The 23586-nt window shown below is 61.4% G+C and carries 24 protein-coding genes, 2 tRNA genes and 1 pseudogene; 12 read left to right on the top strand and 15 right to left on the bottom strand.

Features of this window, described 5'->3' with window-relative positions; translation table 11 throughout:
* Window positions 1-141 precede the first annotated feature (141 nt).
* A tRNA-Glu gene (locus ACFQJB_RS02400) sits at window positions 142-216 on the bottom strand.
* Between the two features lie 233 nt (window positions 217-449).
* Between ACFQJB_RS02400 and nadA the strand changes: the two are divergent.
* The 3 genes and pseudogenes from nadA (at window position 450) to nadC (ending at window position 3996) form a co-directional block, all read left to right on the top strand.
* Window positions 450-1581, top strand: a pseudogene (gene nadA, locus ACFQJB_RS02395) (quinolinate synthase NadA).
* Window position 1582: 1 nt separating this feature from the next.
* Window positions 1583-3178 (top strand): L-aspartate oxidase, encoded by a 1596-nt coding sequence (locus ACFQJB_RS02390; protein ID WP_379723518.1) that lies wholly within the window; start codon window positions 1583-1585, stop codon window positions 3176-3178.
* On the top strand, window positions 3178-3996 hold the full coding sequence (nadC, locus tag ACFQJB_RS02385) for a carboxylating nicotinate-nucleotide diphosphorylase (protein WP_379723515.1): 819 nt from the start codon (window positions 3178-3180) through the stop codon (window positions 3994-3996). The genes ACFQJB_RS02390 and nadC overlap by 1 nt, the downstream gene beginning before the upstream one ends.
* Window positions 3997-4014: 18 nt before the next feature.
* Here nadC and ACFQJB_RS02380 read toward each other — a convergent pair whose 3' ends face one another.
* The 3 genes from ACFQJB_RS02380 to ACFQJB_RS02370 all read right to left on the bottom strand — a co-directional run bounded on the left by ACFQJB_RS02380 (window position 4015) and on the right by ACFQJB_RS02370 (window position 6016).
* Entirely contained in the window at window positions 4015-4866 is an 852-nt protein-coding gene (locus tag ACFQJB_RS02380; protein WP_379723512.1) for an MOSC domain-containing protein, read from the bottom strand.
* Window positions 4867-4951: 85 nt separating this feature from the next.
* Entirely contained in the window at window positions 4952-5695 is a 744-nt protein-coding gene (psmA, locus tag ACFQJB_RS02375) for an archaeal proteasome endopeptidase complex subunit alpha (protein WP_379723509.1), read from the bottom strand.
* Between the two features lie 144 nt (window positions 5696-5839).
* Window positions 5840-6016: a DUF7501 family protein gene (locus ACFQJB_RS02370; RefSeq protein WP_379723506.1), complete on the bottom strand. Its 177-nt coding sequence runs from the start codon at window positions 6014-6016 to the stop codon at window positions 5840-5842.
* 183 nt (window positions 6017-6199) lie between these two features.
* Here ACFQJB_RS02370 and ACFQJB_RS02365 point away from each other — a divergent pair, with 183 nt between their 5' ends.
* Window positions 6200-6622, top strand: coding sequence for a DUF2391 family protein (locus ACFQJB_RS02365; protein WP_120102584.1), 423 nt, complete (start codon window positions 6200-6202; stop codon window positions 6620-6622).
* Between the two features lie 24 nt (window positions 6623-6646).
* Here the strand turns inward: ACFQJB_RS02365 and ACFQJB_RS02360 are convergent, their stop codons facing one another.
* The 3 genes from ACFQJB_RS02360 to hpt all read right to left on the bottom strand — a co-directional run bounded on the left by ACFQJB_RS02360 (window position 6647) and on the right by hpt (window position 8904).
* The gene (locus ACFQJB_RS02360) at window positions 6647-8068 is read right to left on the bottom strand and encodes a sensor histidine kinase (RefSeq protein ID WP_379723503.1); all 1422 of its coding nucleotides are present in this window, start codon (window positions 8066-8068) and stop codon (window positions 6647-6649) included.
* Between the two features lie 106 nt (window positions 8069-8174).
* A tRNA-Thr gene (locus ACFQJB_RS02355) sits at window positions 8175-8248 on the bottom strand.
* An 89-nt stretch (window positions 8249-8337) separates the two neighbouring features.
* Window positions 8338-8904: a hypoxanthine/guanine phosphoribosyltransferase gene (hpt, locus tag ACFQJB_RS02350; protein WP_120102586.1), complete on the bottom strand. Its 567-nt coding sequence runs from the start codon at window positions 8902-8904 to the stop codon at window positions 8338-8340.
* Window positions 8905-9025: 121 nt separating this feature from the next.
* Between hpt and ACFQJB_RS02345 the strand changes: the two genes are divergently transcribed.
* The gene (locus ACFQJB_RS02345; RefSeq protein WP_120102587.1) at window positions 9026-9292 is read left to right on the top strand and encodes an HAH_0734 family protein; all 267 of its coding nucleotides are present in this window, start codon (window positions 9026-9028) and stop codon (window positions 9290-9292) included.
* 27 nt (window positions 9293-9319) lie between these two features.
* Here ACFQJB_RS02345 and ACFQJB_RS02340 read toward each other — a convergent pair whose 3' ends face one another.
* Both ACFQJB_RS02340 and ACFQJB_RS02335 read right to left on the bottom strand, forming a co-directional pair.
* Window positions 9320-9817, bottom strand: coding sequence for a hypothetical protein (locus ACFQJB_RS02340; protein ID WP_379723498.1), 498 nt, complete (start codon window positions 9815-9817; stop codon window positions 9320-9322).
* A 90-nt stretch (window positions 9818-9907) separates the two neighbouring features.
* On the bottom strand, window positions 9908-10426 hold the full coding sequence (locus ACFQJB_RS02335; RefSeq protein ID WP_379723495.1) for an HNH endonuclease: 519 nt from the start codon (window positions 10424-10426) through the stop codon (window positions 9908-9910).
* A gap of 1030 nt (window positions 10427-11456) precedes the next feature.
* Here ACFQJB_RS02335 and ACFQJB_RS02330 point away from each other — a divergent pair.
* Window positions 11457-12605 (top strand): hypothetical protein, encoded by a 1149-nt coding sequence (locus tag ACFQJB_RS02330; protein ID WP_379723493.1) that lies wholly within the window; start codon window positions 11457-11459, stop codon window positions 12603-12605.
* Window positions 12606-12725: 120 nt separating this feature from the next.
* Window positions 12726-13619, top strand: a complete 894-nt coding sequence (locus ACFQJB_RS02325; RefSeq protein ID WP_379723490.1) for a bifunctional methylenetetrahydrofolate dehydrogenase/methenyltetrahydrofolate cyclohydrolase — start codon at window positions 12726-12728, stop codon at window positions 13617-13619.
* A 5-nt stretch (window positions 13620-13624) separates the two neighbouring features.
* On the opposite strand, the gene ACFQJB_RS02320 is transcribed toward ACFQJB_RS02325, so the two are convergent.
* Window positions 13625-13855 (bottom strand): DUF7385 family protein, encoded by a 231-nt coding sequence (locus ACFQJB_RS02320; RefSeq protein ID WP_120102593.1) that lies wholly within the window; start codon window positions 13853-13855, stop codon window positions 13625-13627.
* 32 nt (window positions 13856-13887) lie between these two features.
* Window positions 13888-14679 carry a DUF7117 family protein gene (locus ACFQJB_RS02315; RefSeq protein WP_379723487.1) on the bottom strand — a complete coding sequence of 264 codons (792 nt, stop codon included), beginning with the start codon at window positions 14677-14679 and terminating at the stop codon, window positions 13888-13890.
* Between the two features lie 269 nt (window positions 14680-14948).
* Between ACFQJB_RS02315 and ACFQJB_RS02310 the strand changes: the two genes are divergently transcribed.
* On the top strand, window positions 14949-15221 hold the full coding sequence (locus ACFQJB_RS02310) for a helix-turn-helix transcriptional regulator (RefSeq protein ID WP_379723484.1): 273 nt from the start codon (window positions 14949-14951) through the stop codon (window positions 15219-15221).
* Window positions 15222-15270: 49 nt separating this feature from the next.
* Here ACFQJB_RS02310 and ACFQJB_RS02305 read toward each other — a convergent pair whose 3' ends face one another.
* Together ACFQJB_RS02305 and ACFQJB_RS02300 are read right to left on the bottom strand one after the other, a co-directional pair.
* Window positions 15271-16140, bottom strand: coding sequence for an AI-2E family transporter (locus tag ACFQJB_RS02305; protein ID WP_379727930.1), 870 nt, complete (start codon window positions 16138-16140; stop codon window positions 15271-15273).
* Window positions 16140-16520, bottom strand: coding sequence for an AI-2E family transporter (locus ACFQJB_RS02300; RefSeq protein ID WP_379728055.1), 381 nt, complete (start codon window positions 16518-16520; stop codon window positions 16140-16142). The genes ACFQJB_RS02305 and ACFQJB_RS02300 overlap by 1 nt, the downstream gene beginning before the upstream one ends.
* A gap of 627 nt (window positions 16521-17147) precedes the next feature.
* Here ACFQJB_RS02300 and ACFQJB_RS02295 point away from each other — a divergent pair.
* The 3 genes from ACFQJB_RS02295 (at window position 17148) to ACFQJB_RS02285 (ending at window position 19738) form a co-directional block, all read left to right on the top strand.
* Window positions 17148-18077 carry an A/G-specific adenine glycosylase gene (locus tag ACFQJB_RS02295; protein WP_379723481.1) on the top strand — a complete coding sequence of 310 codons (930 nt, stop codon included), beginning with the start codon at window positions 17148-17150 and terminating at the stop codon, window positions 18075-18077.
* A gap of 75 nt (window positions 18078-18152) precedes the next feature.
* Window positions 18153-19049 carry a deoxyribodipyrimidine photo-lyase gene (locus ACFQJB_RS02290; RefSeq protein ID WP_379723478.1) on the top strand — a complete coding sequence of 299 codons (897 nt, stop codon included), beginning with the start codon at window positions 18153-18155 and terminating at the stop codon, window positions 19047-19049.
* Window positions 18968-19738, top strand: a complete 771-nt coding sequence (locus ACFQJB_RS02285) for an FAD-binding domain-containing protein (RefSeq protein WP_379723475.1) — start codon at window positions 18968-18970, stop codon at window positions 19736-19738. The genes ACFQJB_RS02290 and ACFQJB_RS02285 overlap by 82 nt, the downstream gene beginning before the upstream one ends.
* Before the next feature lie 101 nt (window positions 19739-19839).
* On the opposite strand, the gene ACFQJB_RS02280 is transcribed toward ACFQJB_RS02285, so the two are convergent.
* The gene (locus ACFQJB_RS02280) at window positions 19840-21609 is read right to left on the bottom strand and encodes a histidine kinase N-terminal 7TM domain-containing protein (RefSeq protein ID WP_379723472.1); all 1770 of its coding nucleotides are present in this window, start codon (window positions 21607-21609) and stop codon (window positions 19840-19842) included.
* Window positions 21610-21691: 82 nt separating this feature from the next.
* Window positions 21692-22465, bottom strand: coding sequence for a class I SAM-dependent methyltransferase (locus tag ACFQJB_RS02275; RefSeq protein WP_379723469.1), 774 nt, complete (start codon window positions 22463-22465; stop codon window positions 21692-21694).
* A 217-nt stretch (window positions 22466-22682) separates the two neighbouring features.
* On the opposite strand from ACFQJB_RS02275, the gene ACFQJB_RS02270 reads away from it, so the two are divergent.
* The gene (locus tag ACFQJB_RS02270; protein ID WP_379723466.1) at window positions 22683-23576 is read left to right on the top strand and encodes a phosphatase PAP2 family protein; all 894 of its coding nucleotides are present in this window, start codon (window positions 22683-22685) and stop codon (window positions 23574-23576) included.
* Window positions 23577-23586 lie beyond the last annotated feature (10 nt).

Raw genomic sequence — 23586 nt, 5'->3', positions numbered from 1 at the left:
AGCGCGTCGAGAGAACAGCGGCTACGAGAGTCGAGACGACAGCAGGAAAGTGCTCCGGCAGGGATTTGAACCTCACTCGCTTCCTGCGGTCGCTCGCTGCTTCAAATTCCGCTGTCGCATTTGCTCACTGTGTTCGTAAAATGCTCCGGCAGGGATTTGAACCCTGGTCATCACCGTGAGAGGGTGATATGATTGGCCGGACTACACCACCAGAGCAGGCTGCATTCGCCTGAATGCATCCGAATGTAGCCGGGTTGGTATCAAAACAGTTGCGCTTCGGCCGTCCCATGTGACAGCGTGCCGAATGACAGTATGATGGTCACCCCGTTCGTGGACGTGAAATCGTCGTCGACGGTGATATACGAACATCTACAGCCGAAAATCAGTATTGAATAGAAAACCTCTTCAATACAGGTGACGTGCCATAGATACCCAACGGATCCGACTCTATGGCCAACATGGAAACAGCGACGTTCGATACGGAGCTGAGCCTTTAAGTACGACAATCTCGAACAGCTGCCGGCGAGCCACCGCGACCTGACCGAAGCCGACCGCGAACCACGCATCGAAGCCGCGCTCGACGAACTCGGTGACGACGTGGTCATCCTCGGCCACAACTACCAGCGACGCGAGATCGTCGAACACGCCGATTTTATCGGTGATTCCTACGCCCTGAGCAAACACGCTGCTGAGGCCGACGCCGAGTACGTGATCTTCGGCGGGGTGACGTTCATGGCCGAATCCGCCGATATCATCACCGACGACGACCAGACAGTCATCCTCCCCTGCATGGAGGCTTCCTGCCCGATGGCCGGCATGGCCGAGGCCCTGCAGGTCGACGCCGCCTGGGAGCAGATCACCGCCGCCGACCCCGACAGCGAGATCATCCCGATCACATACATGAACTCCTACGCCGACCTGAAGGCCTTTTGCGCCGAACAAGGCGGCCTCGTCTGTACCTCCTCGAACGCCCACAAGGCCTTCGAGTGGGCCTTCGAGCGCGGCGATAAGGTGCTCTTCCTGCCGGACAAACATCTCGGCGAAAACACGGCCCACCGCCTCGGCATGGAGGATTCGATCGCCGAGTGGAACCCCTGGGATCCCGAGTCGAAGGACGCCGACGAACTCGAAGACGCCGAAATCGTCCTCTGGGACGGCTACTGCCAGGTTCACGAGCGATTCACCGCCGAGCACATCGCCGACGTGCGCGAGCGACACCCCGACGCCAACGTCGTCGTCCACCCCGAGTGCCGCCGCGAAGTGGTCGAAGCCGCCGACGTGGTCGGCTCCACGGCGACGATCACCGAAGTGGTCGAGGAGGCCGACCCTGGCGAGACGTGGGCCATCGGCACCGAAATTCACCTCGCCAAACATCTCGACCGCTGGCACGACGACGTGAACGTGGTGCCGCTCTGTGGCGACGCGTGTATGGACTGCGACGCGATGCGCCAGATCGACCCCAACTACCTGACGTGGGTGCTCGAAGAGTTGGCAGCGGGCCGCGAACACAACGTCGTTGAGGTCGCTCCCGAGGAGAAAGAACTCGCCGGCGTCGCCCTCGACCGCATGTTGGAGCTCTAAAATGACACCGAACACACCAACAGCAGACACCCCACGCACCGCTGACGTGCTCGTCGTCGGCTCCGGGATCGCCGGCTGTGCGGCCGCCCTCGCCGCCGCGCGCAAGGGCGAAGACGTGCTGCTCGTCACAAAGGCCAGCGAACCCGAAGACGCCGCCTCCGATTGGGCACAGGGCGGGATCGCCACCACCCGCGGCGACCCTGAATCGCTCAAAGCCGACATTATCGACGCCAGCGCGGGCATGGCCGACCCCGAAGCGGTCGACGTACTCGTCGAGCACGCCGCCGACGCCGTCCACGACGTGTTGATCGAGACGCCAGGCGTCGAGTTCGACACCCTCGACGACGAGTATGATTTCGCACAGGAGGCCGCCCACTCCGAGGATCGCATCCTCCATGTCGACGCCGCGACCGGCCAACACGTCCTCCGGCCGTTCCTCTCGCATCTCGACGCGGTCGACAACGTCGAGATCCTCGAATCGACGGCCGCCCTCGAACTCCTCCGTCATGAGGGTCGCGTCCACGGCGCGCTGCTCGATACCGACCCCGACGGCGAACCCGTCTTCGCCGGCGCGACGATCCTCGCCACCGGCGGCATCGGCGACTGCTTCGAGCAGTCGACCAACCCGCCGGGATCGACGGGTGACGGCATCGCCATGGCGTTCCTTGCCGGCGCGGAGGTCGACGACATGGAGTACGTTCAGTTCCACCCGACGGCCGCCGACGTGGAGGAACCGTTCCTTCTCAGCGAGGCGGTTCGCGGCGAGGGGGCCATCCTGCGCAACGCCGACGTCTCCGCGAGTGACACGAGCGGAGGCTCGGAAGAGCATCGCTCTTCCGGTGGCGAACGATTCATGCCCGACTACCATCCCGACGCGGAACTCGCACCGCGGGATGTCGTCGCTCGCGCCGTCCAAGACGAGATCGACGCGACCGGGGGCGTGACCCTTGATGTTAGCCCGCTGGAGGAACCGTTCGCCGAGCGATTCCCAAATCTCGCTGACCGCTGTGCCGACCACGGGATCGATCCCGCCGACGGGATTCCGGTCGCCCCTTGCGAACACTTCCTGTGTGGTGGCATCGATGTCGATGACCACGGCCGAACGAGCCTCGACCGGCTGTATGCCGTCGGCGAATGCGCTCACACCGGCGTCCACGGCGCGAATCGATTGGCGTCGACAAGTCTGCTGGAAGGGCTCGTGTGGGGGCTCCGGGCCGGCCGAGATGCAACGGGCTTCGAACCGGAAGTAATCGAGTACCAACGGCTCCAAAACAGCGATCCCGCGCTGCCTGACCGCTTTGCCGGCGAGAAGTTCCACCGATTGCGGCGGATCGTCAGTGGCGAACTCGGCCTCCGGCGAACGAGCGGCGGGATCGATAGCGCGCGCGGCGTCCTTCGCCGACTCAAAGGCGAGGTCGACGCCTACACGCGAACCCGCACCTCCCGGGGACTCTATGAACTCCGGAACGCGACGGTCGTCGCCATCCTGATCGCCAACGCTGCCGCCGACAACGACGAGAGCATCGGCTGTCACTATCTCGTTGACGACGCGGCAGCCGAAAACGAATCGACAGCGACAGCGACAAACGGGGACTGATGCTCACGGCCAGTCAGATCGACCGATGGCTGCAGGAGGATATCGGCCACCACGACGTGACCAACGACGTGGGCGGGGACACGCGTGGGCGACTCGTTGCCAAGGAGCGCGGCGTCGCTGCTGGGATCGACGCGGCCGCAGCCGTGTTCGACCATCTTGACGTCGACGCCGACCGCGAGGTCGACGACGGCGACACTATCGACGCTGGCGATGTCGTGCTTCAGACAAACGGGGCGGCCCAAGCGACGCTCCGGGCCGAACGCGTCGCGGTGAACCTTGCGGGCCACGCCTCGGGCGTCGCTACGGAAACACGCAAGGCTGTCGACCGGGCCGAACGCGTCGCCAGCGACGTGCGAATCGCCGGGACGCGAAAGACGACGCCTGGGCTGCGCGGGATCGAGAAACGTGCCGTCGTCGCCGGCGGCGGCGACAGCCATCGACTCGACCTCTCGCATATGGTGATGATCAAAGAAAACCACATCGCCGAGATGGGACTCGAACCCGCCGTCGAGCGGTTCCGCGAGCGCGTCTCGTTTGCGACGAAGCTCGAAGTCGAAGCCGAATCGACCGACCAAGCCCGCCGAGCGGCCGCGGCGGGTGCCGATATCGTCCTGCTGGACAACATGACGCCGGGCGAAACCGCCGAAGCGGTCGACGCCCTCGCTGACGACGCACCCGACGTGCTGACCGAAGCCAGCGGCGGCATCGCACTCGACGACGTCGCCGACTACGCCGCCACCGGCGTCGACATCATCTCGATGGGGTCACTGACACACTCGGCTCCAAGCCTCGATTTCTCGTTCCGAACCGGTGAGTGAGCGGCGTCGACACGCACGCTACTCGGCCGGTACGGATGTCTCGTCGGCTGGCACCGTTTTGTCGACTGTTAGCTCGTCACCGACAGCGATTGTCTCGCCCCAACTCGCCTCGGGAACTGCGGTGTTGACCATCAGCCGAAAATCGTGGTTGAACCAGTCGCCGCCGCTCCAGTCGGGCATCGTCGCCCGCCGCTGTGCGATGAACGTCTTGTTGAAGTCCTCGATCTCGTTGCCGGTGTCGGGATCACGGCTCGGGACGACACACCGCTGGCAGGGGTTGACCCCGAGGAAGTCGGCGTCGCCGATCGTGAACCGAACGCGGCTGTCGCGGTCGGCGAAGAGATGGTCTTCCCAAAACGGCGGTACGCCACCGAGGACGATATTCGGGCGGAGGCGACGGCGCATCCCATTTGGATCGACGCCGTCGAACCAGCCAGCAACGGTTTCGATCGTCGCCTCGCTGATGATCGTCGGCCCTGAAGCAGTGGTGTCGTCGGGGAAGCCACCCTCGCGGTTGCGGTCGAGCGTGACGGGGTAGCCGAACCACGCACACAGCCAGTCGGTGAGGGCGGCCGTTTCGTCGTTGGCCACGGCTCCGAGTTCGAAGCGGCGTGGCTCTTGTTCCGGCGTCGACAACGTCACCGCCTCTGCGCGCGCTGTCTCGCCATCGTAGGCCGCACGGATCGGATGCACCTGCCGGTCGTTTTTTCCGTTGACGTAGTCGCCGTCGCCGTCAAACAGCGCGTACTCGCGGTCGCCGGCAAGCCCGCCGTTGGTGACGATCTCGACACGCTCGACCGACCGTTCGTCGAGCGATTTGATCGGGTACATCAATATGTGTTTGACCGTTGCCGACTCGGGAGGGTTCATGTCGGCAGAACAGCACACTGAATAGAAAATCCGTCGGTTCAACCAAATATTCAGCGGCGTCGATGGGGCCGCGCGATCCGCTGGCTTACTCGTCGTCTTCGTCGGCGTCGAGGTCGATGTCAGCGTCGTCGAAGACCTCCTCGATCTCGTCGACGCTCAGCGAGCGGTACCCCTCATCCGCAGAGAGAGTGGAGATGCTGACTTCCTTCGGGCCGAGTTCATCAGTCGCAACGCGGAGCGCGCGTACCGCAAGCGCGAGGCCGTCGTCGTGGCTGATCTCGTCGTCCCATTCCTCTTCGAGGAACTCTTGGATGTCAGCACCGGAACCGCCGATGACCGTCGCCTTCCACTCGTTGGGGGTTCCCGAGGGATCGGCCGCGAACAGCCGGGGCTCGCCGTTGTCGATCCCGCCGATGAGCAGGGCTGCCCCGTACGGGCGAGTGCCGCCGCGCTGGGTGTTTTCCTGAATGTGATCGGTGAGTCGCTTGGTGAGCGCTTCGACATCGATCGGCTCGCCGTAGCGAAGCTGGCTGACCTGGCCCTGCTGGCGGGCGAAGTCGATCAGCTGACGGGCATCGGCAACGTGGCCCGCGGAAGCCGCACCGACGTGGTCGTCGATTTTATGCAGCTTTTCGATACTCTCGGATTCCATCAGCGAGGAGCCCGCGCGGCTCTGGGCAGCCAGCACGACGCCGTCGGCTGTTCGGATGCCGACGCTTGGCGCGCCACGAGAGACGGCTTCGCGGGCGTACTCAACCTGATAGATCCGACCGTCCGGCGAAAACAGTGACGTGCCGCGGTCGTAGGCCTGCTGGTCGTTCCCTCTCATCGCTGTCCTCCAAACCGGCGACCGACTGCGTACTGATTCATCTGTCACCACCTAAGAGACCGATAGGAAAAACCCTTGCTACCCATTCCGGGGCACTGCCCGCTGGTCGCTGTCGCACCCTGTGGCTGTCCCGACTGCCACCGATCAGCCGGCCCAGCCACCCGGCATATCGCCGTCGACACGCTCACGCCATAGCTCGAAGGCCTCGTTGCACTCAGGGTGTGACTCGATGTGTTCCATGAAGCCGGCGCCAGCGGAGCCGATGGGTCGCTCACAGAACGGACAGCGGTTGGGCTCGACGGTATTGGTAGCTGTTGCCATACCACACGCTTTGTCGCCAGCTATATAACGATTGTGCACGATCACTCGATCTTTCTGACGAAACAGCTCCGATAAATCGAGTTCGGCGTGAGAAACAGCAGCCCACCAGACAGCACTTCACAAGGGCAGCACCGCTGAGCCGCCAGCCGGTAGCTCTTCCATCCAGCATGCGAAAGGGTGGGTATGAACGAACGACGAAAACACAAACTCGCCGACACCGCCCAACAGATCGTCGGCGGGTTTCTGCTGGCCGGGCCATTCGTCGTCACCGAGGAAGTGTGGTCGCTCGCTCGCAATATGACGCCCCTGCACAGCATCGTCCTCATCGGTGCCGTGATGGCGATCGGCTACGGCGGTCTCTACGGCGCGGACAACGATCGTGATCCACGACGCGAGGCAGCGATCGCCGGCGTCCCGATCCGCTTCATCTCGGTGTTACTCGTTGCCTTCGGCTCTGTCGGCGCGCTTGCCATCGCGATTACCGCACCGGCTGTGTTCCTGAGCGATCTTGAACCGGCGGCCCGCGCAGCAGTCACCGTCCGAGCGATCAGCATCGCGGCTGTGTTTAGCGTTGTTGGGGCTGTAACGACCGATAGCCTCTTTTGAGATGGTGTGGCGGCCGCCGGTGGGTCAGTCGATATCCGGATCGTAGATCTGGAGTTCGACAGCAAACACCGCCCCGGTTGGCTCGGCGTCTTCAACCCAGATTTCGCCGTTGTACTGGTCGACCAGTTTCGAGACGAGATAGAGCCCGATCCCCGAGCCCGGGCTTTCGGCGCCCTTGCGACCCTTCTCGAATACAGCCTCCTTCTCGCTGTCAGGAATCCCCGGCCCGTTGTCGGCGATCCGGAGGACGATCGTCGTGGCTGTCCGGTCGGCAGTGATCTCGATCGCAGGGGCGTCGGTATCGTTGTGCCGGATGGCATTCGTGAGGAGGTTGCCGACCACCGACGACAGCAGTTCGTTCGCTCGAACGACGGCGTCGATCTCGTCGCCGACGGTGATCGTTACGTCGTCGTGTTTTGAGCGAAGCTTGCTCACCTCAGTGTCGACGATTGCGCCAAGGTCGATCGCTTCGAGGTCAACGGTGGTCGTTCCCTCGATCGAGTCGACGAAGTCCTTGGCGATCTGGGCGAGTTCTGCGATATGGTCACTTGTTTCTCTGATCCGCTCGACCATCTCGATGGCCGCTGGATCGGTGTGATCCGGGAGGACGCCTGCCCACCCGGAGATGACGTTGACATCGTTTTTGATGTCGTGGCTGACGATCCGGTTGATGAAGGTGAGTTCCTCTTTTTTGCGGCGGAGTTCCTCTTCGTTGTGTTTCTGGAGGGTGATCTCACGGGTGACGATCTGTACCGAATCCTCCTCGCTGCCGGTCTCCAGCGGAACCACGATGTTGTGAAAATGCCGGAGGCCGATGCTGTCCTGAAACGTCACAACGCTGCCGGCGGTAATCGCTCGTTGACCCTGTGTGCGGCGGTTTTCGGCAACATCCTCGGGCAGAATCGAGGACAATTGCTGGCCAACAAGCTCGTCGGTGGTGGTGTTGAACGCCCGCGCCATCGTCTCATTTGCGGCCAAGATCGTCCCATCGAGTCGTACCTGGCTGATCTCGTCGGGGGCGTTGGCGACGAGGCGTTCGTATTTCTGCTGGGTGCGGTGTCGATCGACGACGTTGTCGATCCGGTTGGCCAGCAGTTTGAGCGCGTCAGCCTCGTTGATATCCTGTTTGAGGATGTACTCGTCGACGCCCTTGCGGATCGCGCGGCTGGCGACTGTTTCATCGCCCTCGCTGGTGACCAAAATAAAGGGTACGTCAGTCTTGTCGACAATGGCATCATACAGCTCCAAGCCGGTGAGATCCGGCATCTGGTAGTCGCTCACGATACAGTCGACCGTGCCCTCGGCGGCGATCGACACCGCCTCCCGAGGATCGGTGACAGCGGTCGTTGCCATCCCGTGTTCCTCGCTGAGCGTCTCGGCGACCAGGGTGGCAAAGAACTCACTGTCGTCGACAACGAGTATCGAGAGCGATTCGTGTCTCACCATGTGGGTGGTTTGTAGTCGTAGCGTGTCGGCGGGTTTAATTCTGCAGGTGTGGGTGTCGATCGCGATAGTAAGATAGAGCGATACGACCAACCAACATGCTACCTCAAGCCGGAGGAGGGAATTGAACCCTCGGCCTAATCCTTACGAAGGATTCGCTCTGCCAGGCTGAGCTACTCCGGCACGCCGTCCGTGGCTACTTCGTCGTTGCGTGATTGCGGAAATAAGGGTTGCGAAACAGCCGCCGTGCCGTCGGTGGTCTCGACGCCGGCTCAGTCGTCGCCCATCGCGTCGATGATCTCGACCTCGCCGTCCTCGACGGTCACGTTGATCAGCGTCTTGACGTGGTAGTCGGTCTCATCAAGCTCGTTCGGGCCGGCCTTCTTGATCACCGCGACCACATCGGCGATCTCCGTGCCGATCTCGGTGAGTGCATCAAGGATCGCCGCCATCGTCCCGCCCGTCGAGAGCACGTCGTCGAGGACGAGCACGCGGTCGCCAGGCTCGACGTCGTTGATATACATCTCCGATTCGGAGTAGCCGGTCTGTTTCGACAGCGACACCTCACCGTCAAGCCCGTAGGAGCGTTTTCGGATGACGACCAGCGGGATATCGGTCATCAGCGAGACGGCCGTCGAGATGTGGATGCCCATCGCCGCCGGCGTGACGATCTTGTCGACGTTTTCGATCTCGGCCTTCCGAATAATTCGGATGACAATCTCCCGCAGCAGCTCGGGGCGCAGCATTGGTACCCCGTCGCTGATCGGATGGACGAAATACTCGTAGTCGCCCTTTTCGATGATCGGTGCGTCGAGAAGCGACTGCTGCAAGCGATCCATACCCCTTCTTCACCAGACGAGACCTAAAGATGACGATCCTCCCAGCGAGGCGCGGGCGACGCCGGGGTGGCCGGATCACCCGCATCGAAGCCATTAACAGCCAGCCAGTCGAAGCCCAGGTATGCAACATCTCATCGTCACCGGCGACCCCGGAATCCGCAAGGGCGCGATCATCGACTACGATGGGCGCGAGCAGATCTGTTTTGCGATCCAGCGACAGGGCGACTGGCACGGCCCCGATGAGGTACAGCTGTGGTGTACGATCGGCACCGAAGACGAACGCGAAACCTTCGAGAAACGGGAGTACGTCCCCAACTGGCTCGATGTCGACACCATCGACGCCGAGTCACTTGAGGTCATCCAAGCGAACAACGAACTGTCCGTCTGACCACCGAGCGGTTCGACCGTGTACCGATCAGGCAGCCGCGCCGAACATACCAGCGAGGTTCATCGCCTGCTTGGCGATAAACACTTTTGCCTTGTCGATCGTCCCCGCGCCTTCGATCGTGATCTCGCCGCTATCGTAGGCCTGGTTGAACTCTGCGACCGGATCCGCAGCCGTGTAGAGCGAACAGGCCGTCTGGCGGTCGGTCTTGACGATCACGTTCGGGTTCTCGGCCTCGCCGAGTTCGACTGACGTGATCGCTAAGGAGCCGTCAGCCTGTAGGGTGTAATACTCCTGGGCAGCGTTCTCGACCTGTAGTTCGGTGGTATTGGATGCCGCAACCGAACCCACCATTGACGGGACGGCGTCGGTGTTGTCGTTGTACACAGCAACGACCTGATCAATCTGGATTTCACCTGTCTCGCCACCACAGGTAATCGGTGGATTTGACTGGGCACTAACCGAGCCGGTGACGCCAGCAACGAGTGCGACGACGACCACCAGCGTCACAAAGAGTGTTCGATGCATACTGTATCATTTGGCTGCAGTCATAATTAGCTTTTGTCAAATTATCGCCGCGTCCAGCCGTTCGAAATCGCCAATCTGGAGCCACACCAATCAGTCTGTCGAGCTCGCCGTCGATGTACTTCTCGGTGAGCGGGTCAGCCTCGGTGACCCGACCGTACTCCGCGAACCGAGCATACAGGATCCAGTAGTACGCCGGATTGTGTTCGTCCTCAGTCGCCGGGAGGCTCTGGACGGTGTTGACGATAGGATCGATGCTTTCGACCAGTTCGTCGGCATCTGGCTCGCCGTTGATTCCTCCTGCCGCGTCGCGGTAGGCGGTGGCTGCTTCTCGGTGGCAATCACCCCAAAGTACGCGAAATCGACCTCGGGGCGTGTATCGGTAGCGACGTAATCCTCGAAGACCGGTTCGTACTCCTCAGGGTCGAGGAAGTCGTCGGGCGCATATCGCGCGCAATGAGTACAAAGCGTTGCGATGTTGTCGGGGTCGTCGCGGCCATCGAACGCCAATGGAACGATGTAGTGGTCGACCATCTCCTCGGGGGAACCCTGCTGGCCGCACTTCTCGCAGGCGACCAGATCGTGGGCAGTGGTATCAGTCCCCGCAGGCATATCCAAGAGTACGAAGCCCACGGTATTTAGTTATACTTGGAGACGGCCTCACACACAGCCATGGTGGGCCTACTCACGACCCGGCAGCCGCTCCCAGTGGCCGCCCCGCTCGCTCATCGGGAGAGCATCCAGAGAAAGCCGATGACGGCGACGATGATGACGATAACGACAACACCCGTAAGGACGACAACCTCCTGTGTCGCCGCCGGGTTCGCTGACTCACCGATCATACGATGCCCAACAGCCGGGAGTGATAAAACTGTACGCCCTGTCAGTGGTCGCAGGTCGGCAATGCTACCGGGGCAGCGACCAACAGAAAATCGACAACAGAACAACGGTAAGCGAGATTGGTGTCTCGGTTCTCAGTGTTGAAGCCTGCAATCCGATGTCAGTTAGACAGGTTCGCAGGCTGTATCAGCACCAAGGAGAATTTTAGTGATAAAGCTGTGCGTTAAATTATCATAACTGATGTATAGGAGTCGGAACAACGATCGGCAACGCGGTCGCACCAGAACCAGAGGGTTGGCAGAACAGGCACCCGGGATTCGCGGGAGTCATCACTACGAGACAACAGACACAACAGCACAGTGACATCAGCAACGCTCTTAGGAGCGTTTCAGTTGAACCGCCCACCTGGTGTCTGAGAGAAGGTTCACCATGTTCAGCACTGAGAACCGAGACACCAGATGGACAGACGGTAGTACGACAGGCAGGGTCTTAAACATAACGCGTAGGAGATGTCATTGCCATCGATACAATCGCCCATCGGCGACAGTACCGAATACCCCAAGATCAGATACGTTTCAGGTAATAAGTGGTGGTACACTACAGTAATATCCCACTTATTACAAACTTTTCTCATATTCCCCATACAATATTTACTTTGACCAGTTTTATTCCTGTCAACTGACAAAAAATACAGTATTAAACGTGTAGTTATGAGTGAGTATGTGTATGTATCGACAAGCGACCACGAGTGGGGCGTGCCAAGAGCCACGCCGATCCTACGTGATAGGCAGAGAATCGAACAATGAGTGATGACAATCCCGCAACTGAGTCGATATCGCCAGGCCAAGAGCGAATCCTCGAGGTCGCCGCAGCACGACCGGAGCTAACGACCGCTGAGATCGCCGCCGAAACCGGACACATCGTCGCAACCGTCCGTGATACGCTGGCGGCTCACGGCGACGCCATCGACGACCAGGCTGATGGGTCGACAACCGGCAGCAAACCAACCGACTCGGCGTCGTTCAATGCCACCGAACAGGCCGTCCTCGAAGCAGCGTTGCGGAATCCTGACTCGACAAACCGGGAGATCGCCACCCGTGTCGGCACCCACGTTGGGCTGGTGCGAGATATCCGCGATGCCTATGAGGCGGTAGCGACACTACCCGACGACGAACCGACGACAGCCGACGAAGCAAGTGGGTCGGCAATGGAGTTCAACCAAGAACTGCTCTCGACGGCCCAAGAGCAGATTCTTGAGACCGCCAGGGAGAACCCGGCGTTGACCAACAGGGAAATCGCCGACCAAACCGGCACGCGACTCCCGCTTGTGCGGGATACGATCGCCGCCCACGGCCCCGAGACAGCGGCGAGACGACAGGCCGGCGGCGCAAAACCGACTGATTCAGCCTCATTCAACGAGACGGAGCAGGCCGTCCTTGAGGCGGCACTGCGGAACCCGGAGGCGACCAACAAGGAGATCGCTGTACGCGTCGACAGCCATGTTGGGTTGGTTCGGGATATCCGCGACGCCTACGAGGAGACCGCAACCCTCCCCGACAACCACGACACCGCGGCGACAGCAACAGCAGATACCGAAGCCGCCGGCGATCACGATGCGCTCTCGGAGACACAGCAGGCGATCCTTGCAGCGGCCGCCGACGCACCCGAAGACACCTACGCTGAGATCGCTGAGACGGTCGGGGCCCGGCTGCCGCTGGTCAGAGATACCCTTGAGGCCCACGACATCGACGACACAGCAACCGCAGCGTCGACGGCGACAGATGACACGGCTGCGGGGGATGAATCGCTGTCCGCCCTCCAACAGGAGATCATCGAGCAGGCGACAGCGAACCCGACCCAAACGTACGCCGAGATCGCCGCCGAAACCGGGGCGCGGCTCCCGTTGGTCAGGGATACCCTCGAAACCCACGGCGACACACAGCCAGCCTGAGGAGGCCGGCACGATCGCCAACAGCAGCCACAACAGAGGCTTCGGCGCACGGAGACAACGCGACAGCCGAGAGGTGCCGGTTCCGAATCCTTTTGCCGATCCCCCACCCTCATCCGCGTAATGACCGAGATTATCGACGGCAACGCTGTCGCCAGCGACATCCGCGCCGAGATTACCGACTGTGTCGACACACTGCAGGACAGCGGCGTCACCCCCGGGTTGGCGACTGTCCTGATGAGCGACGACCCCGCCAGCGAGACCTACGTCTCGATGAAACAACAGGACTGCGAGGAGGTCGGCATCAACGGGATCCACGTCGAGATCGATCCCGACGCACCAGCCGAGGAATTGTTCGAAACCATCGACCGTCTCAACGACGACCCCGAGGTGCACGGGATCTTGGTGCAGTTGCCGGTGCCCGACCACGTCGACAAACGCGCGGTCATCCGAGCGATCGACCCCGCAAAGGACGTTGATGGCTTCCACCCCGAAAACGTCGGTCGACTTGTCGCCGGCGACGCGCGATTCAAACCCTGTACCCCCCACGGTGTCCAGAAGCTCCTGGAAGCCTACGAGGTCGATACCGAAGGCGCGGACGCGGTCGTCGTCGGCCGCTCGGATATCGTCGGCAAACCCCTTGCTAATCTGTTCATCCAGAAAGCCCCGCAGGGCAATGCGACGACGACGATCTGTCACTCCCGTACCGACGATCTCGAAGCCAAAACGAGGACAGCAGATATCGTCGTCGCCGCCGCCGGCGTCCCGGAGTTCATCGATGGCTCGATGCTCAAGGAAGGCGCGACCGTCATCGACGTGGGCGTCAACCGCGTCGATGCCGACACCGAGAAAGGGTACGAACTCGTCGGCGATGTCGACTACGAGAGCGCGGAAGCCGTCGCGGGTGCGATCACCCCCGTTCCCGGTGGCGTTGGTCCGATGACGCGGGCGATGTTGCTGTACAATACGGTGGCCGCCGCGAGCGAACAACACGACATCGACATCGAGTTGCCGTAGCCTCGTCAGTGTCGGAAGAGGTAGACGCCGTCGTCCTGGTTCAGTAGGCAGAACCGCGCACCGTCGTTTTCGGGAAACTGTTGGGTTCGACCGCGCAAGATGAATAAGCGATCAAAGGCCGCCGCACACACCGGGCAGGAGACACCGTCGCGGTTGTCGTACAGGCCGGTGTCGCTGCTCTCTCTGAGTTGTTTCATCTGGTGGCGGTGATCGTGGATATCAAACGGCTCGGACATGGGTAGCGCAAGGAGCGAAGGGGGCTTTGGTATTATGCCTGCGAGAGCCGCGTCAATCGATCGCGGGCGGCGGTGAGCGCCGCCTCGTCGTCCGTCCGGAGATACCGACCAACAGCACGGGCGCTTGCGACGAGATCGGCCGCAACCGCCGGCTCAACATCGCCTTGGAGGGCATTGAGGCGGTTGACGTGATCCCGGAGTTGGCTGAGAGTCGTCGCTGCCGCCTCGTCGGGTGTCGCATCAAGCCACGTTCGGAGATCGCTACAGTAGGCAGCCACAGCGTCGGCGACAGCCAACCCCCACGCAGCCCGGAGATCGCTTGGCACCTGTGCGGCAGCCAGTTCGGGGCCGTCGATATCGGTGTCCGTCGTGTCGTTGTCAGTATCGTCGACGGTGGTGTCGACAGCTTCAGCGGCGGCATCGTCAGCGAGCGTTTCGTATAGCGATAAAAGGTATAATTCGGCGTCGGGGGTCGGAGCTTGGCGACGAGCAAGGATATCGACGGTGTGCAGCAACGTCCGGGCTGTGAGATAGCGATCGTCGAGCGGTTGGAGTTCACCGCCGTTGATGAACCCGCGTTTGCGGGTGTACTCCCGGAGCATCGATTTGAGATCGTCGGCGTAGGTCGCCACCGACTCCTCGGCGATCCGACCGCTGAACGTTGCCAGCGGCAGCGCGGCGGGTGTGTCGGTGTGGAGCTGGCGTTCCTCATCGCGGCCGACACTGCGGAGTGAGCCGCAGTTTGGACAGGCGACGCTGCCGGTCTCGTAGTACGACCACTCGGTATTACAGGCTTGACAGACGCGCTGGCCGCGAATCTCCATACCGACCGTTGCCGATGCAGCTAAAAAGGGATTCGGGAGCCAGCAGTGGTGGCATCGTCGCCCGTCCCAGATTTCGCCCGACGGGAGCCGCTTTTTCGGTAGAGTGGCCGCCATATGCAACGACGCAAAAGCAAAAAGACAGATAAGCCACGTAACACGCAACGAATGATCCGGCGCGAGGAGCCGTAATAGGCCACTCTATCGGCTGGAGCGATGATGAGCCGACATATTTATTTAAACAAAAGAATAACAATCGAACGGACATTACGATGTATGACCTCACAGGGTTTCAGCGTGATCTACTGTACGTGATCGCCGGCCTCGATGAGCCACACGGGCTGGCGATCAAGGACGAACTCGAATCGTACTACGAAAAGGAGATCCACCACGGCCGGCTCTACCCCAACCTCGATACCCTCGTCGACAAGGGGCTCGTCGAGAAGGGCCAACGCGACCGGCGGACAAACTTCTATACGCTCACCCGTCGCGGCAGCCGCGAGATCGACGCCCGTTCCGAGTGGGAAGCCCAGTACCTCGACTAACGCGTTCAATCACTCGGGGAGCAGCCCGGTTGTCCCCGCGCCCTCCGGCTCACGACTCCGTCGCGGATTCGTCGTCAGCGGCTGACTCCGAAGTTGTGGATTCGTCGGCGTCCGTCGACCCGTCGTCAGCGGCGGGTGTGGAACTCGTCGCAGCCGTCTCCGAGTCTGCCTCGGTGGTGACCGCCGCAGAGAACCGCTGGAGCGGCGGCTGGCTGTCGGGGGTCGACGATGATCCGAGATCAAGCGAGGGAACGACGACAACGGCAAACTGGACGACCACAACCAGCAAGGCCGGCATCAAAAACAGGCCGTACCAGCCGAAAAACAGCGGCCCGAGAATGTAGGCGAGCATGAGCGAGCCGATGTGAACGTTCTTCCCGGAGACGTAGGGCCGGAGGAGAAAATCCGGGATCGAGTCGACGACGATGACCGAGACGATCGCAAAGAGCACCACAAACCACAGGCTCTCGCCGCCGGTGGTCACCACCCCGCGGACAGCCATGTAGAGCCCGACCGGGACGTAGATGATCTTCATGCCGACAATCGGGATCAGACTTGCCGCGCCCGCAAGCGAGCCGACGAGGGCGGCTGCCGGAATGGCTGCGCCCGCCGGTGCAAAGACGTTCAGTACCGAGTAGGAAATGACCGCGATGGTGCCGGTGATGATCGCATTGAGGATGTTGCCGAAAAAGATGCTACTCAGATCACGATCAATAGCCTGCAAAAACTCCTCGAACACCGTTTCTCGGGTGTCGAAGTTGGTGTGAATCCACCCGGCAAGGCGGTCATCGTCCCGAAGCAGATAGAAGGCGAAGACGACGACGGCAAGCAGATTGATTGTGATAATGCCGAGCGTTGTCGCCGTCTCGGCGAGCGAGACAACCGATTGGAGAATCGATCCGGAGAGCTCACCGGTAATCAGCTCGCGGCCTTCCGGCGACAGCAGAAACGAGGGGTCAGTGAGCCGGCTGTAGGTGCCGGGATCGAGTCCGAGCTGTTGGGATCGAACGCAGGAATATTCGTCAGCCGTCGGAGTTCGCGGGAGACAATGAGCAGCGCGTAGCCAACCAGCAGGAACGCCGGCAACACGAGGGCGATAATTGAGAGGCCGGCGGCAACGGTCGGATGGCCGATCCGGTCGACCAGCCGCCGGTACACCGGGCGGGCGGCGTAGTAGACGAACAGTCCGACAACGACGAGTCCGATAAACGAGCTGAGGACGTAACCGATCGCGGCCAAGAGGACAATCCCGGCGAGCAGCCACAACGGGTGATCGCGGACGACAGAACGGAGGGCCATATCAACGTGGCCGACAGGCGACGAAAAAAGCATACCGGCTCACGACTGAAGCCACACAGCAGCGGAGCGCTAGCCACAGCAGCCCAATATACCGGGCGGGGGCGACGCACCAACAGTGAGGGATCCGCAGAGGTACCATGACAGGCGGACGACACACCAATATCAGTGCTGAAAAATTGAGCGAGAGATATTTATACGTATCTCGCCCACATTCAGGTAGTCCCTTGAGTCATTCAAGGCGACTACCCCCGAACAGGTGTGGAAGTTTCCCCCGACTTCCCGTCCTTCGATTTCTACGAGTCAAGTCACACATACCGTACCGAGAGGACACTGTTGATCGAAGAGTGAGATGAGCTGCGCTGGTCGTCGACGTCAGACCAAATTATTAGAATTGATTCTGGCCGCGATGAATATTTATACTCGCATCGGCAACGTACTGGTGTCGTCAGATAAAGAGAAGGCGACATTGACCCCCCAGAACCCCGCTACCCCACTGCCATGGTGGTAGCACTGCAGTTGTAGTATACAACCCCCTTCCTCATTATAATTTCGGTCAGTGAGCCCCGCCTGTGAGTTGCAGCCACTGAGAACAGTATTCATAAGCCTGCCGACCACCGAACGCGGTCAATGAGCGAGGCCAACGACAGCGCGACCGCGTTGCTCCCGGGCGAAGACACCCTCGCTGCCGTCCGATCAGGGTTGATTGCGTGGTACGAGGCCGACCACCGCGAGTATCCGTGGCGAGAAACCGACGATCCCTACGCCATTCTCGTCTCGGAGATCATGAGCCAACAGACCCAACTGGGTCGTGTGGTTTCAGCATGGGAGGACTTCCTCGATCGGTGGCCGACCGTGGAAGCGTTGGCCGACGCACCGCGAGGCGAGGTGGTCTCGTTTTGGAGCAGCCACAGCCTCGGCTACAACAACCGCGCGAAATATCTCCACGAGGCGGCAACGCAGATCGTCACCGAATACGACGGCGCGTTTCCGGAAACACCCGGTGAGCTCCAGGAGCTGATGGGTGTCGGCCCCTACACCGCCAACGCCGTCGCGTCCTTTGCGTTCAACACTGGCAACGCCGTTGTCGACACGAACGTCAAACGCGTGCTGTATCGCGCCTTCGACGTGCCTGATGACGACACCGTGTTCGAAGGCGTCGCCGACGAACTCATGCCGGCAGGCGACTCGCGGGTTTGGAACAATGCGATCATGGAACTTGGTGGGGTCGCCTGCGAGAAGACGCCGCGGTGTGATGCGGCGGGCTGTCCATGGCGGGAGTGGTGTCACGCCTACGAGACGGGTGATTTTACCGCCCCAGACGTGCCGACCCAGCCGAGTTTTGAGGGGAGTCGCCGGCAGTTCCGTGGACGCGTAATCGAGACACTTGGCGAGTACGACGAACTACCGCTGTCAAAACTGGGGCCACGGATCCGTGTCGATTACGGCGGCGACACCGGCCGTGAGTGGCTTGAGGGGTTGGTTTCTGACCTTGCCGACGATGGGTTGGTCGAACGACGCGAGCGAGCGGATGAAACAGTGGTACGGCTCCAAAGCTAACGACATACCGGATTGCGGTTCATCGCTTCGGGTGTCGGCACGCGGCTTATTAGCATCTGTGCCCAACGAACACGTGTGAACGCACCATCCAGCGCGGCGCAGCTTTCGGCGGTGTCACAGCAGGTGGATGGTGTCGATGACGTCTGTCTCGTTTGGCACTGCCGCAACTTACGCACAGACGACCACCCCGCGATCGAGTATGCCACCGAGCAGCATGCGGCGATACTCCCGGTTTTTATCGTTGATCCGGCGTTCTACGGCGCGGATGGGTTGGCCTGTGACGCCCGGATTCAGTTCATGCTGGAATCGCTCGCTGATCTGACCGATCAGTATGCGTCGCTTGGCGGTGGACTCACCATGTTGCATGGCGAGCCGGTCGAACTGCTCGAGGAACTCGATGCACACGTGGCCCACATCGTCACGACCGCAGACCCAACCGGAAGATACGGCCTTCGCCGAGACAACGCTGTCGCCGAGGCGTGTGATATCACCTTCGTCGACGCCGATGGGCTTCGTCGTGACGTCCCTGACACGCGAGACGGCTGGAGCGACCATGTTGAGTCGTACCTCACCGCGCCGATCCACGAGGTCGATGGCAAGGAGATACTGATTCACGATGTCGACACCGGTATCGATCCGGCGTGGGTCGAGGACTCCTACGATATCTCGCCCGAAAAACAAATCTCTCGGGTCGGCGGAACCGAACACGCAGTTCAGGTGTTGAACGAATTTACTGCTGCCTCTCGGAGTATCCAGGGAATATCTCAGCACCGACCGATGCGCGCACCGGAACCAGTCAACTCTCACCATATCTGCGGTTTGGCTGTCTTTCGGTGCGGCAGGTCTACCAAGCCGTCGACGACGCACCTGGAAGTGGACAGGCCACCGAGATGTTCACATCCCGGCTCTACTGGAATCGCCACTACAATCAAAAACTCGCCGATTGGGCGGGCTGGATGGAGCAGGCGGTAAACCCCGTCTTAGAGGACTTTCATCAGGAGACGCATGATCCCGACCGCGTCGACGCGTGGAAAACGGGGACGACAGGGTATCCGATGGTTGATGCAGCAATGCGGTGTCTCCGTCAAACCGGATGGCTCAACTTTCGGATGCGGGCGATGTGTGCCTCGTTTTTGTGTGATTTGCTTCAGCAGCCCTGGAAGATCGGGGCTGATTTCTTTTATTACCATCTACTCGACGCAGATCCGGCGATCAACTACACCCAGTTTCAACTGCAGGCCGGCGTCGACGGCACCAACATGCTGCGGATATACAATCCGCGAAAGCAGGTGCGCGACAACGATCCCGACGGCGAGTTCATCAAAAAATGGGTGCCGGAACTCGATGCACTGCCAGTCGAGTATCTGGATCAGCCGGAGAAAACGCCGCTCCACGTCCAAGACGAGGTTGGTGTGCGGATCGGGGAGACGTATCCATACCCGATCGTTGAGTACGAAGCAGCACGGGAGGCGATCATCGAGAAAATCGAGGCTGTGCGAGCGGCGGCGACAAAGGCGCTGCAACACCCAGAGGTGAACCGCCGCGCATCGCTCTCTCAACGCGGCGGCGCAACGCAGCCGACAGCCGATGTGGCAATCGAGGCTGTGACCGATACAGAAGAAGAACAGAATGGGCAGTCATCGCTGGACGATTTTACCTGAGTGAAGCCATAGCGACCACTGATTCGCCGGGAATGCGCGACAGCCAACAGAGCCCACAGTGCCGCTGGTGGCGGGCGAAATCGAACGAATGGGAGTGGAACTCAGGGTGCCGCCTCGGCGTTAACGGGCTGGTCAGTGACGAATTCGACGCCCGTGATCTCGAAGCGGGCGCCACCCGCGGCGCTGTCAGTGACAGTGATCTCCCAGCCGTGTGCGTCGACGATGTCCGCAACGATCGAGAGACCAAACCCGGTGCCATCGGTGGTCGTCGTGTATCCATGCTCGAAGATGTCCGCCCGCTCGCTCTCCGGAATCCCACACCCAGTGTCTTCGACGAAAAATCCTGTCTGGTGGAGTGACGTATCAGACGACTCGGGGAGGACACCAACACGCAGCGTTACTGCCCCGTCGGTATGTTCGACCGCGTTTCGGTAGAGGTTCTCAAACAGCTCTCCCAGTCGATCGTCGTCGGCGATCACGGTCGTTGTGGCTGGGATCGCCATCGCAACGTCGCAGTCGGTGAGATCAACGAGGCCCGTCGCTGCTATCGCCGCATCCGCGAGGTCAACCTCGTCGGTGTCCTCGATCGTCTGGCCGACCTGTGCCAGGGTGAGCAGGTCGTCGATGAGCCGTTCCATCCGATCGTGGGCCTGCGTGATGGCCGCAAACTGTTCGTCGTCAATATCGTCCTCGATGCGCTGTAGATGGCCGTAGGCAACGTTGAGCGGGTTCTGTAAGTCGTGAGAAACGGTGCTGGCAAACTGATCAAGCCGCTCGTTTTGGCGTTTGAGCTCTCGCTCTCGGTGTTTTTGGGCGGTGATCTCCCGAAGGACGAGCAGCCGACCACGGGGGCTGTGATCGGCACCGATCGTCGAAACGTCCGGGGCGAAGTATCGGGTCGTGGTGCCGTCGGCAACGCTGAGTTCGTCTCCATCGGACGGCCCGCGGAGGATGCGTTGGATATCATCGCTCAGCGATCCAAAAAAGTCGTCGACGGACAGCCCATGCCACCCAGCCGGCGCGCTCACTAACGCTCTGGCGGCAGGATTGCAGTCAACGACACGACCGTCGGCATCAAACATGACGACAGGATCAGTCAGCTGGGCAACAAGCTGCTGGCGGCCCATCGGAGTAATGTCCAAAAGTCGGTAGCGGAAGATGCCAACGGCAAAGCCGACCGCGGTGACCCCATAGGCAACTCCGGTGACACTCAACTCCGGTGGCACGATCCCAGCGACCAGCAGTCCGACAGCCAGCAGTGGCGAGACAGCCCCGACGCCGACCGCGACCGCTTGGCCGGTGTACAGGTCACCACGGTGCTGAAGCAGATACCGGCCGAGAATACCAATGGCACTGAGGACAATCGCGGAGACACCCAACACCACGGCAAAAAACGGTTGTTTGAGCGTCCGGTCAAGCGAGACCCACTCGCCGAAGGTGACGCCGAGAACCGTCATCGGGCCTTGGGTAACGAGCCCGTTGGCAGCATACAGAAACTCGGGGGCAACAATGACGGCCATCGTGAGCCCCAGCGGGATCGCGAGGGCGAGTCCGGCAAGCCATCGATTCAGCCACCGGGTCGTGTTGGAATACGCCAGTGCAAACCACAAAAACGAGTAGCTGGATAGCCAGATGCCGATCGCGTTGAGGGCGTTGAACCCGAGGAGTTTCAACCCCGGTTCGGTGACGATCCGCAGAAACGTTTCCGTGAGCAGCGAACTACTCAGGGCGATCATCAACGCGATAAAGGCGAGCAGCGCGGACTCATGGCCGCGACGCTGGTACTGCCGCAGCCCGTATGCTGCCAGAACGACCGTGAGAAGAAGACTGCCGACAAGGAGAGGGACACGCGGCGGGAGTTGGACGGCCACAACGAGGGTGGGTGACCCACCCAAATGGAAGTTATGGTGCCGGCGGTCGGGGAGTCGCTGCTGGCGAAGCCACAGCGCGTCGCTACTGCTTCTCGGCGACGACAGCGACAGCAGTCAACTGCTCGTCGTATTTCGCAAGCACCGACCGCATCGCGCTGAGCCGGCGGCGTGCCGCCGGGGTTGTGAGCACATTGTATCCGAATTTCAGCGTTCGCAGCAGCCCCTCATCCGCAATGACTCGCCGCGGGGACAGCAACGCCATCGGTGCGCTGTCGATCCAGGTCACATCGAAGCCCGCGGCTTCGAGCCGGTCAATCCACTCCGATTCGGTGAGTGGACGTGAGTTCACGCGAGTTACCTCGGCGAGGTCGTCGTAGATCGCGGTCTTTGTTTCCTCGGGGATATCGTCGGGCACAAGGCCGAGTTCGTGAATGCCGTACCGGCCACCCGGACGCAAGAGCCGAGCGGCCTCAGCGAGGATCTCAGCTTTCCCGTCGTCGGGTTGCAGCGTCAGCATGGCTTCACCGTAGACCACATCCGCCGACTGGGCAGCCAAGTCGGTGTTGCCGGCATTCCCGACGCGAATCTCACAGCCGTCGCCAAACTGTTGCCGCAGGGCTGCTGCGGCGTCACGATCCAACTCAACGGCGGTGTAGGACTGTGGGTTTCGATCGAGGGTGTATTGGGCGGTGTAGCCGGTTCCGGGCGCAAACTCAACGACATCGTCGGTGTCGGTGATCGCCAGTGCGGTGAGTAAGTCGAGCGTTAGCTGTTTTCCGCCCGGACGGAGCGATCGCTTGCCGAGCGCGGAAAGCAGCTCGTGGGCCGGTCGATCAGCCATCGATTGGTGGGCCATCAGTCGCGCTCCGCGCCAGCGACGGCGGCGTCGACGATAGCGGTGTGTTGGGGACGATTGGGTGCAACCAGTCCAACTGATGTCGCCATAGTGGCCGGCGCGGGTCGGCGCATTGTGGGCGACTACGCTCGTGTGGGGTAAATCAGTTGGCTTGTATGGAATCCTGAGAGACGTTCGACAGCCACTACCGGATGGGCCTCAAACGAGCCACTAACATATGGGGACAGCCGCGCTGCTGGTGACACCAACCGAACTCGCCGTGACTGCCTTCGCGTTCGTGACGCTGCTTGGCGATGCGTGGGTACTCTTTGTCGGCCTCGCGCTGGGCTATTGGATCGGGCCGCGGATTGACGAGACCACCCGGCCGGCCGCAGCCACAGGGATCGCCATCGCCACGCTCGCCTTGACGGTCGTCCTGGCGGCGAAAAGCTACACCGCGATCCCCCGGCCCGCAGCGATGCCGATCGATCCAGCCGGCCTCCCGGGAACGCTCTCTGGCTTCGTCGCCGGCGAACTTGACTCCGGTGGCTTTAGCTTCCCGAGCGGCCACGCCACCGGAGCGACTGCGGTCTACGGCAGTCTCGGGCTGTTGCTGACCGTTGGGCGTCGGCGATGGCGGTATCTCCTTGCCGGCGGGGCGATCGGCCTGATCAGCCTCTCACGGCTTGTCTTGCAGGTGCATTACCCCCGAGACGTGCTTGCCGGGATGGCCCTCGGTGCGGGACTGGTCGCCGGGGGGATATGGGTTGTCCGCGACGGTGATCGCTGGCGAGTCGATCGTGGCTTCCTGCTGGCCGGTGTCGCCGCCGTTGTCGGCGTCGTGGTCGCATGGCAGGGCGGCCACGCCGAGGAACTGCGACATGGGATGATCGGCGTCGGCACCGCAGTCGGCGGTGGCGGCGTGTGGTACCAGTATGGCGAACGACTGATCTCGGGGCCGGCAGTCTCGGTGCCGATTGCGGCTGGTGGCCTGGGTGTCGCCGGCGGGCTGTGGATCGGTGCCTACGAGGGATTGTTTGGCTTGATCGGTGCAGCCGTCGGCAGCGCGGTCGGTGTGGCGATTATTCTGGGGCTACCGCTGGCCGAATCGTGGCGGCAAAAAAGAGCGTGACGCGGGTGGC

Origin of the sequence: Halonotius sp. GCM10025705, from assembly GCF_042662885.1 — an archaeon.
In the GTDB taxonomy this organism is placed as follows: Archaea; Halobacteriota; Halobacteria; order Halobacteriales; family Haloferacaceae; genus Halonotius; species Halonotius aquaticus.
Note: the sequence above shows the minus strand (reverse complement) of the source record. Positions and strands in the feature narration are given on the sequence as shown.

Excerpts from the sequence above, each read along its gene's own strand:
- ACFQJB_RS02390 (WP_379723518.1), top strand. The coding sequence starts at position 1,583 with ATGACACCGAACACACCAACAGCAGACACCCCACGCACCGCTGACGTG.
- nadC (WP_379723515.1), top strand. The coding sequence starts at position 3,178 with ATGCTCACGGCCAGTCAGATCGACCGATGGCTGCAGGAGGATATCGGC.
- ACFQJB_RS02380 (WP_379723512.1), bottom strand. The coding sequence starts at position 4,866 with ATGAACCCTCCCGAGTCGGCAACGGTCAAACACATATTGATGTACCCG.
- psmA (WP_379723509.1), bottom strand. The coding sequence starts at position 5,695 with ATGAGAGGGAACGACCAGCAGGCCTACGACCGCGGCACGTCACTGTTT.
- ACFQJB_RS02370 (WP_379723506.1), bottom strand. The coding sequence starts at position 6,016 with ATGGCAACAGCTACCAATACCGTCGAGCCCAACCGCTGTCCGTTCTGT.
- ACFQJB_RS02365 (WP_120102584.1), top strand. The coding sequence starts at position 6,200 with ATGAACGAACGACGAAAACACAAACTCGCCGACACCGCCCAACAGATC.
- ACFQJB_RS02360 (WP_379723503.1), bottom strand. The coding sequence starts at position 8,068 with ATGGTGAGACACGAATCGCTCTCGATACTCGTTGTCGACGACAGTGAG.
- hpt (WP_120102586.1), bottom strand. The coding sequence starts at position 8,904 with ATGGATCGCTTGCAGCAGTCGCTTCTCGACGCACCGATCATCGAAAAG.
- ACFQJB_RS02345 (WP_120102587.1), top strand. The coding sequence starts at position 9,026 with ATGCAACATCTCATCGTCACCGGCGACCCCGGAATCCGCAAGGGCGCG.
- ACFQJB_RS02340 (WP_379723498.1), bottom strand. The coding sequence starts at position 9,817 with ATGCATCGAACACTCTTTGTGACGCTGGTGGTCGTCGTCGCACTCGTT.
- ACFQJB_RS02335 (WP_379723495.1), bottom strand. The coding sequence starts at position 10,426 with ATGCCTGCGGGGACTGATACCACTGCCCACGATCTGGTCGCCTGCGAG.
- ACFQJB_RS02330 (WP_379723493.1), top strand. The coding sequence starts at position 11,457 with ATGAGTGATGACAATCCCGCAACTGAGTCGATATCGCCAGGCCAAGAG.
- ACFQJB_RS02325 (WP_379723490.1), top strand. The coding sequence starts at position 12,726 with ATGACCGAGATTATCGACGGCAACGCTGTCGCCAGCGACATCCGCGCC.
- ACFQJB_RS02320 (WP_120102593.1), bottom strand. The coding sequence starts at position 13,855 with ATGTCCGAGCCGTTTGATATCCACGATCACCGCCACCAGATGAAACAA.
- ACFQJB_RS02315 (WP_379723487.1), bottom strand. The coding sequence starts at position 14,679 with ATGGAGATTCGCGGCCAGCGCGTCTGTCAAGCCTGTAATACCGAGTGG.
- ACFQJB_RS02310 (WP_379723484.1), top strand. The coding sequence starts at position 14,949 with ATGTATGACCTCACAGGGTTTCAGCGTGATCTACTGTACGTGATCGCC.
- ACFQJB_RS02300 (WP_379728055.1), bottom strand. The coding sequence starts at position 16,520 with ATGGCCCTCCGTTCTGTCGTCCGCGATCACCCGTTGTGGCTGCTCGCC.
- ACFQJB_RS02295 (WP_379723481.1), top strand. The coding sequence starts at position 17,148 with ATGAGCGAGGCCAACGACAGCGCGACCGCGTTGCTCCCGGGCGAAGAC.
- ACFQJB_RS02285 (WP_379723475.1), top strand. The coding sequence starts at position 18,968 with ATGTTCACATCCCGGCTCTACTGGAATCGCCACTACAATCAAAAACTC.
- ACFQJB_RS02275 (WP_379723469.1), bottom strand. The coding sequence starts at position 22,465 with ATGGCCCACCAATCGATGGCTGATCGACCGGCCCACGAGCTGCTTTCC.
- ACFQJB_RS02270 (WP_379723466.1), top strand. The coding sequence starts at position 22,683 with ATGGGGACAGCCGCGCTGCTGGTGACACCAACCGAACTCGCCGTGACT.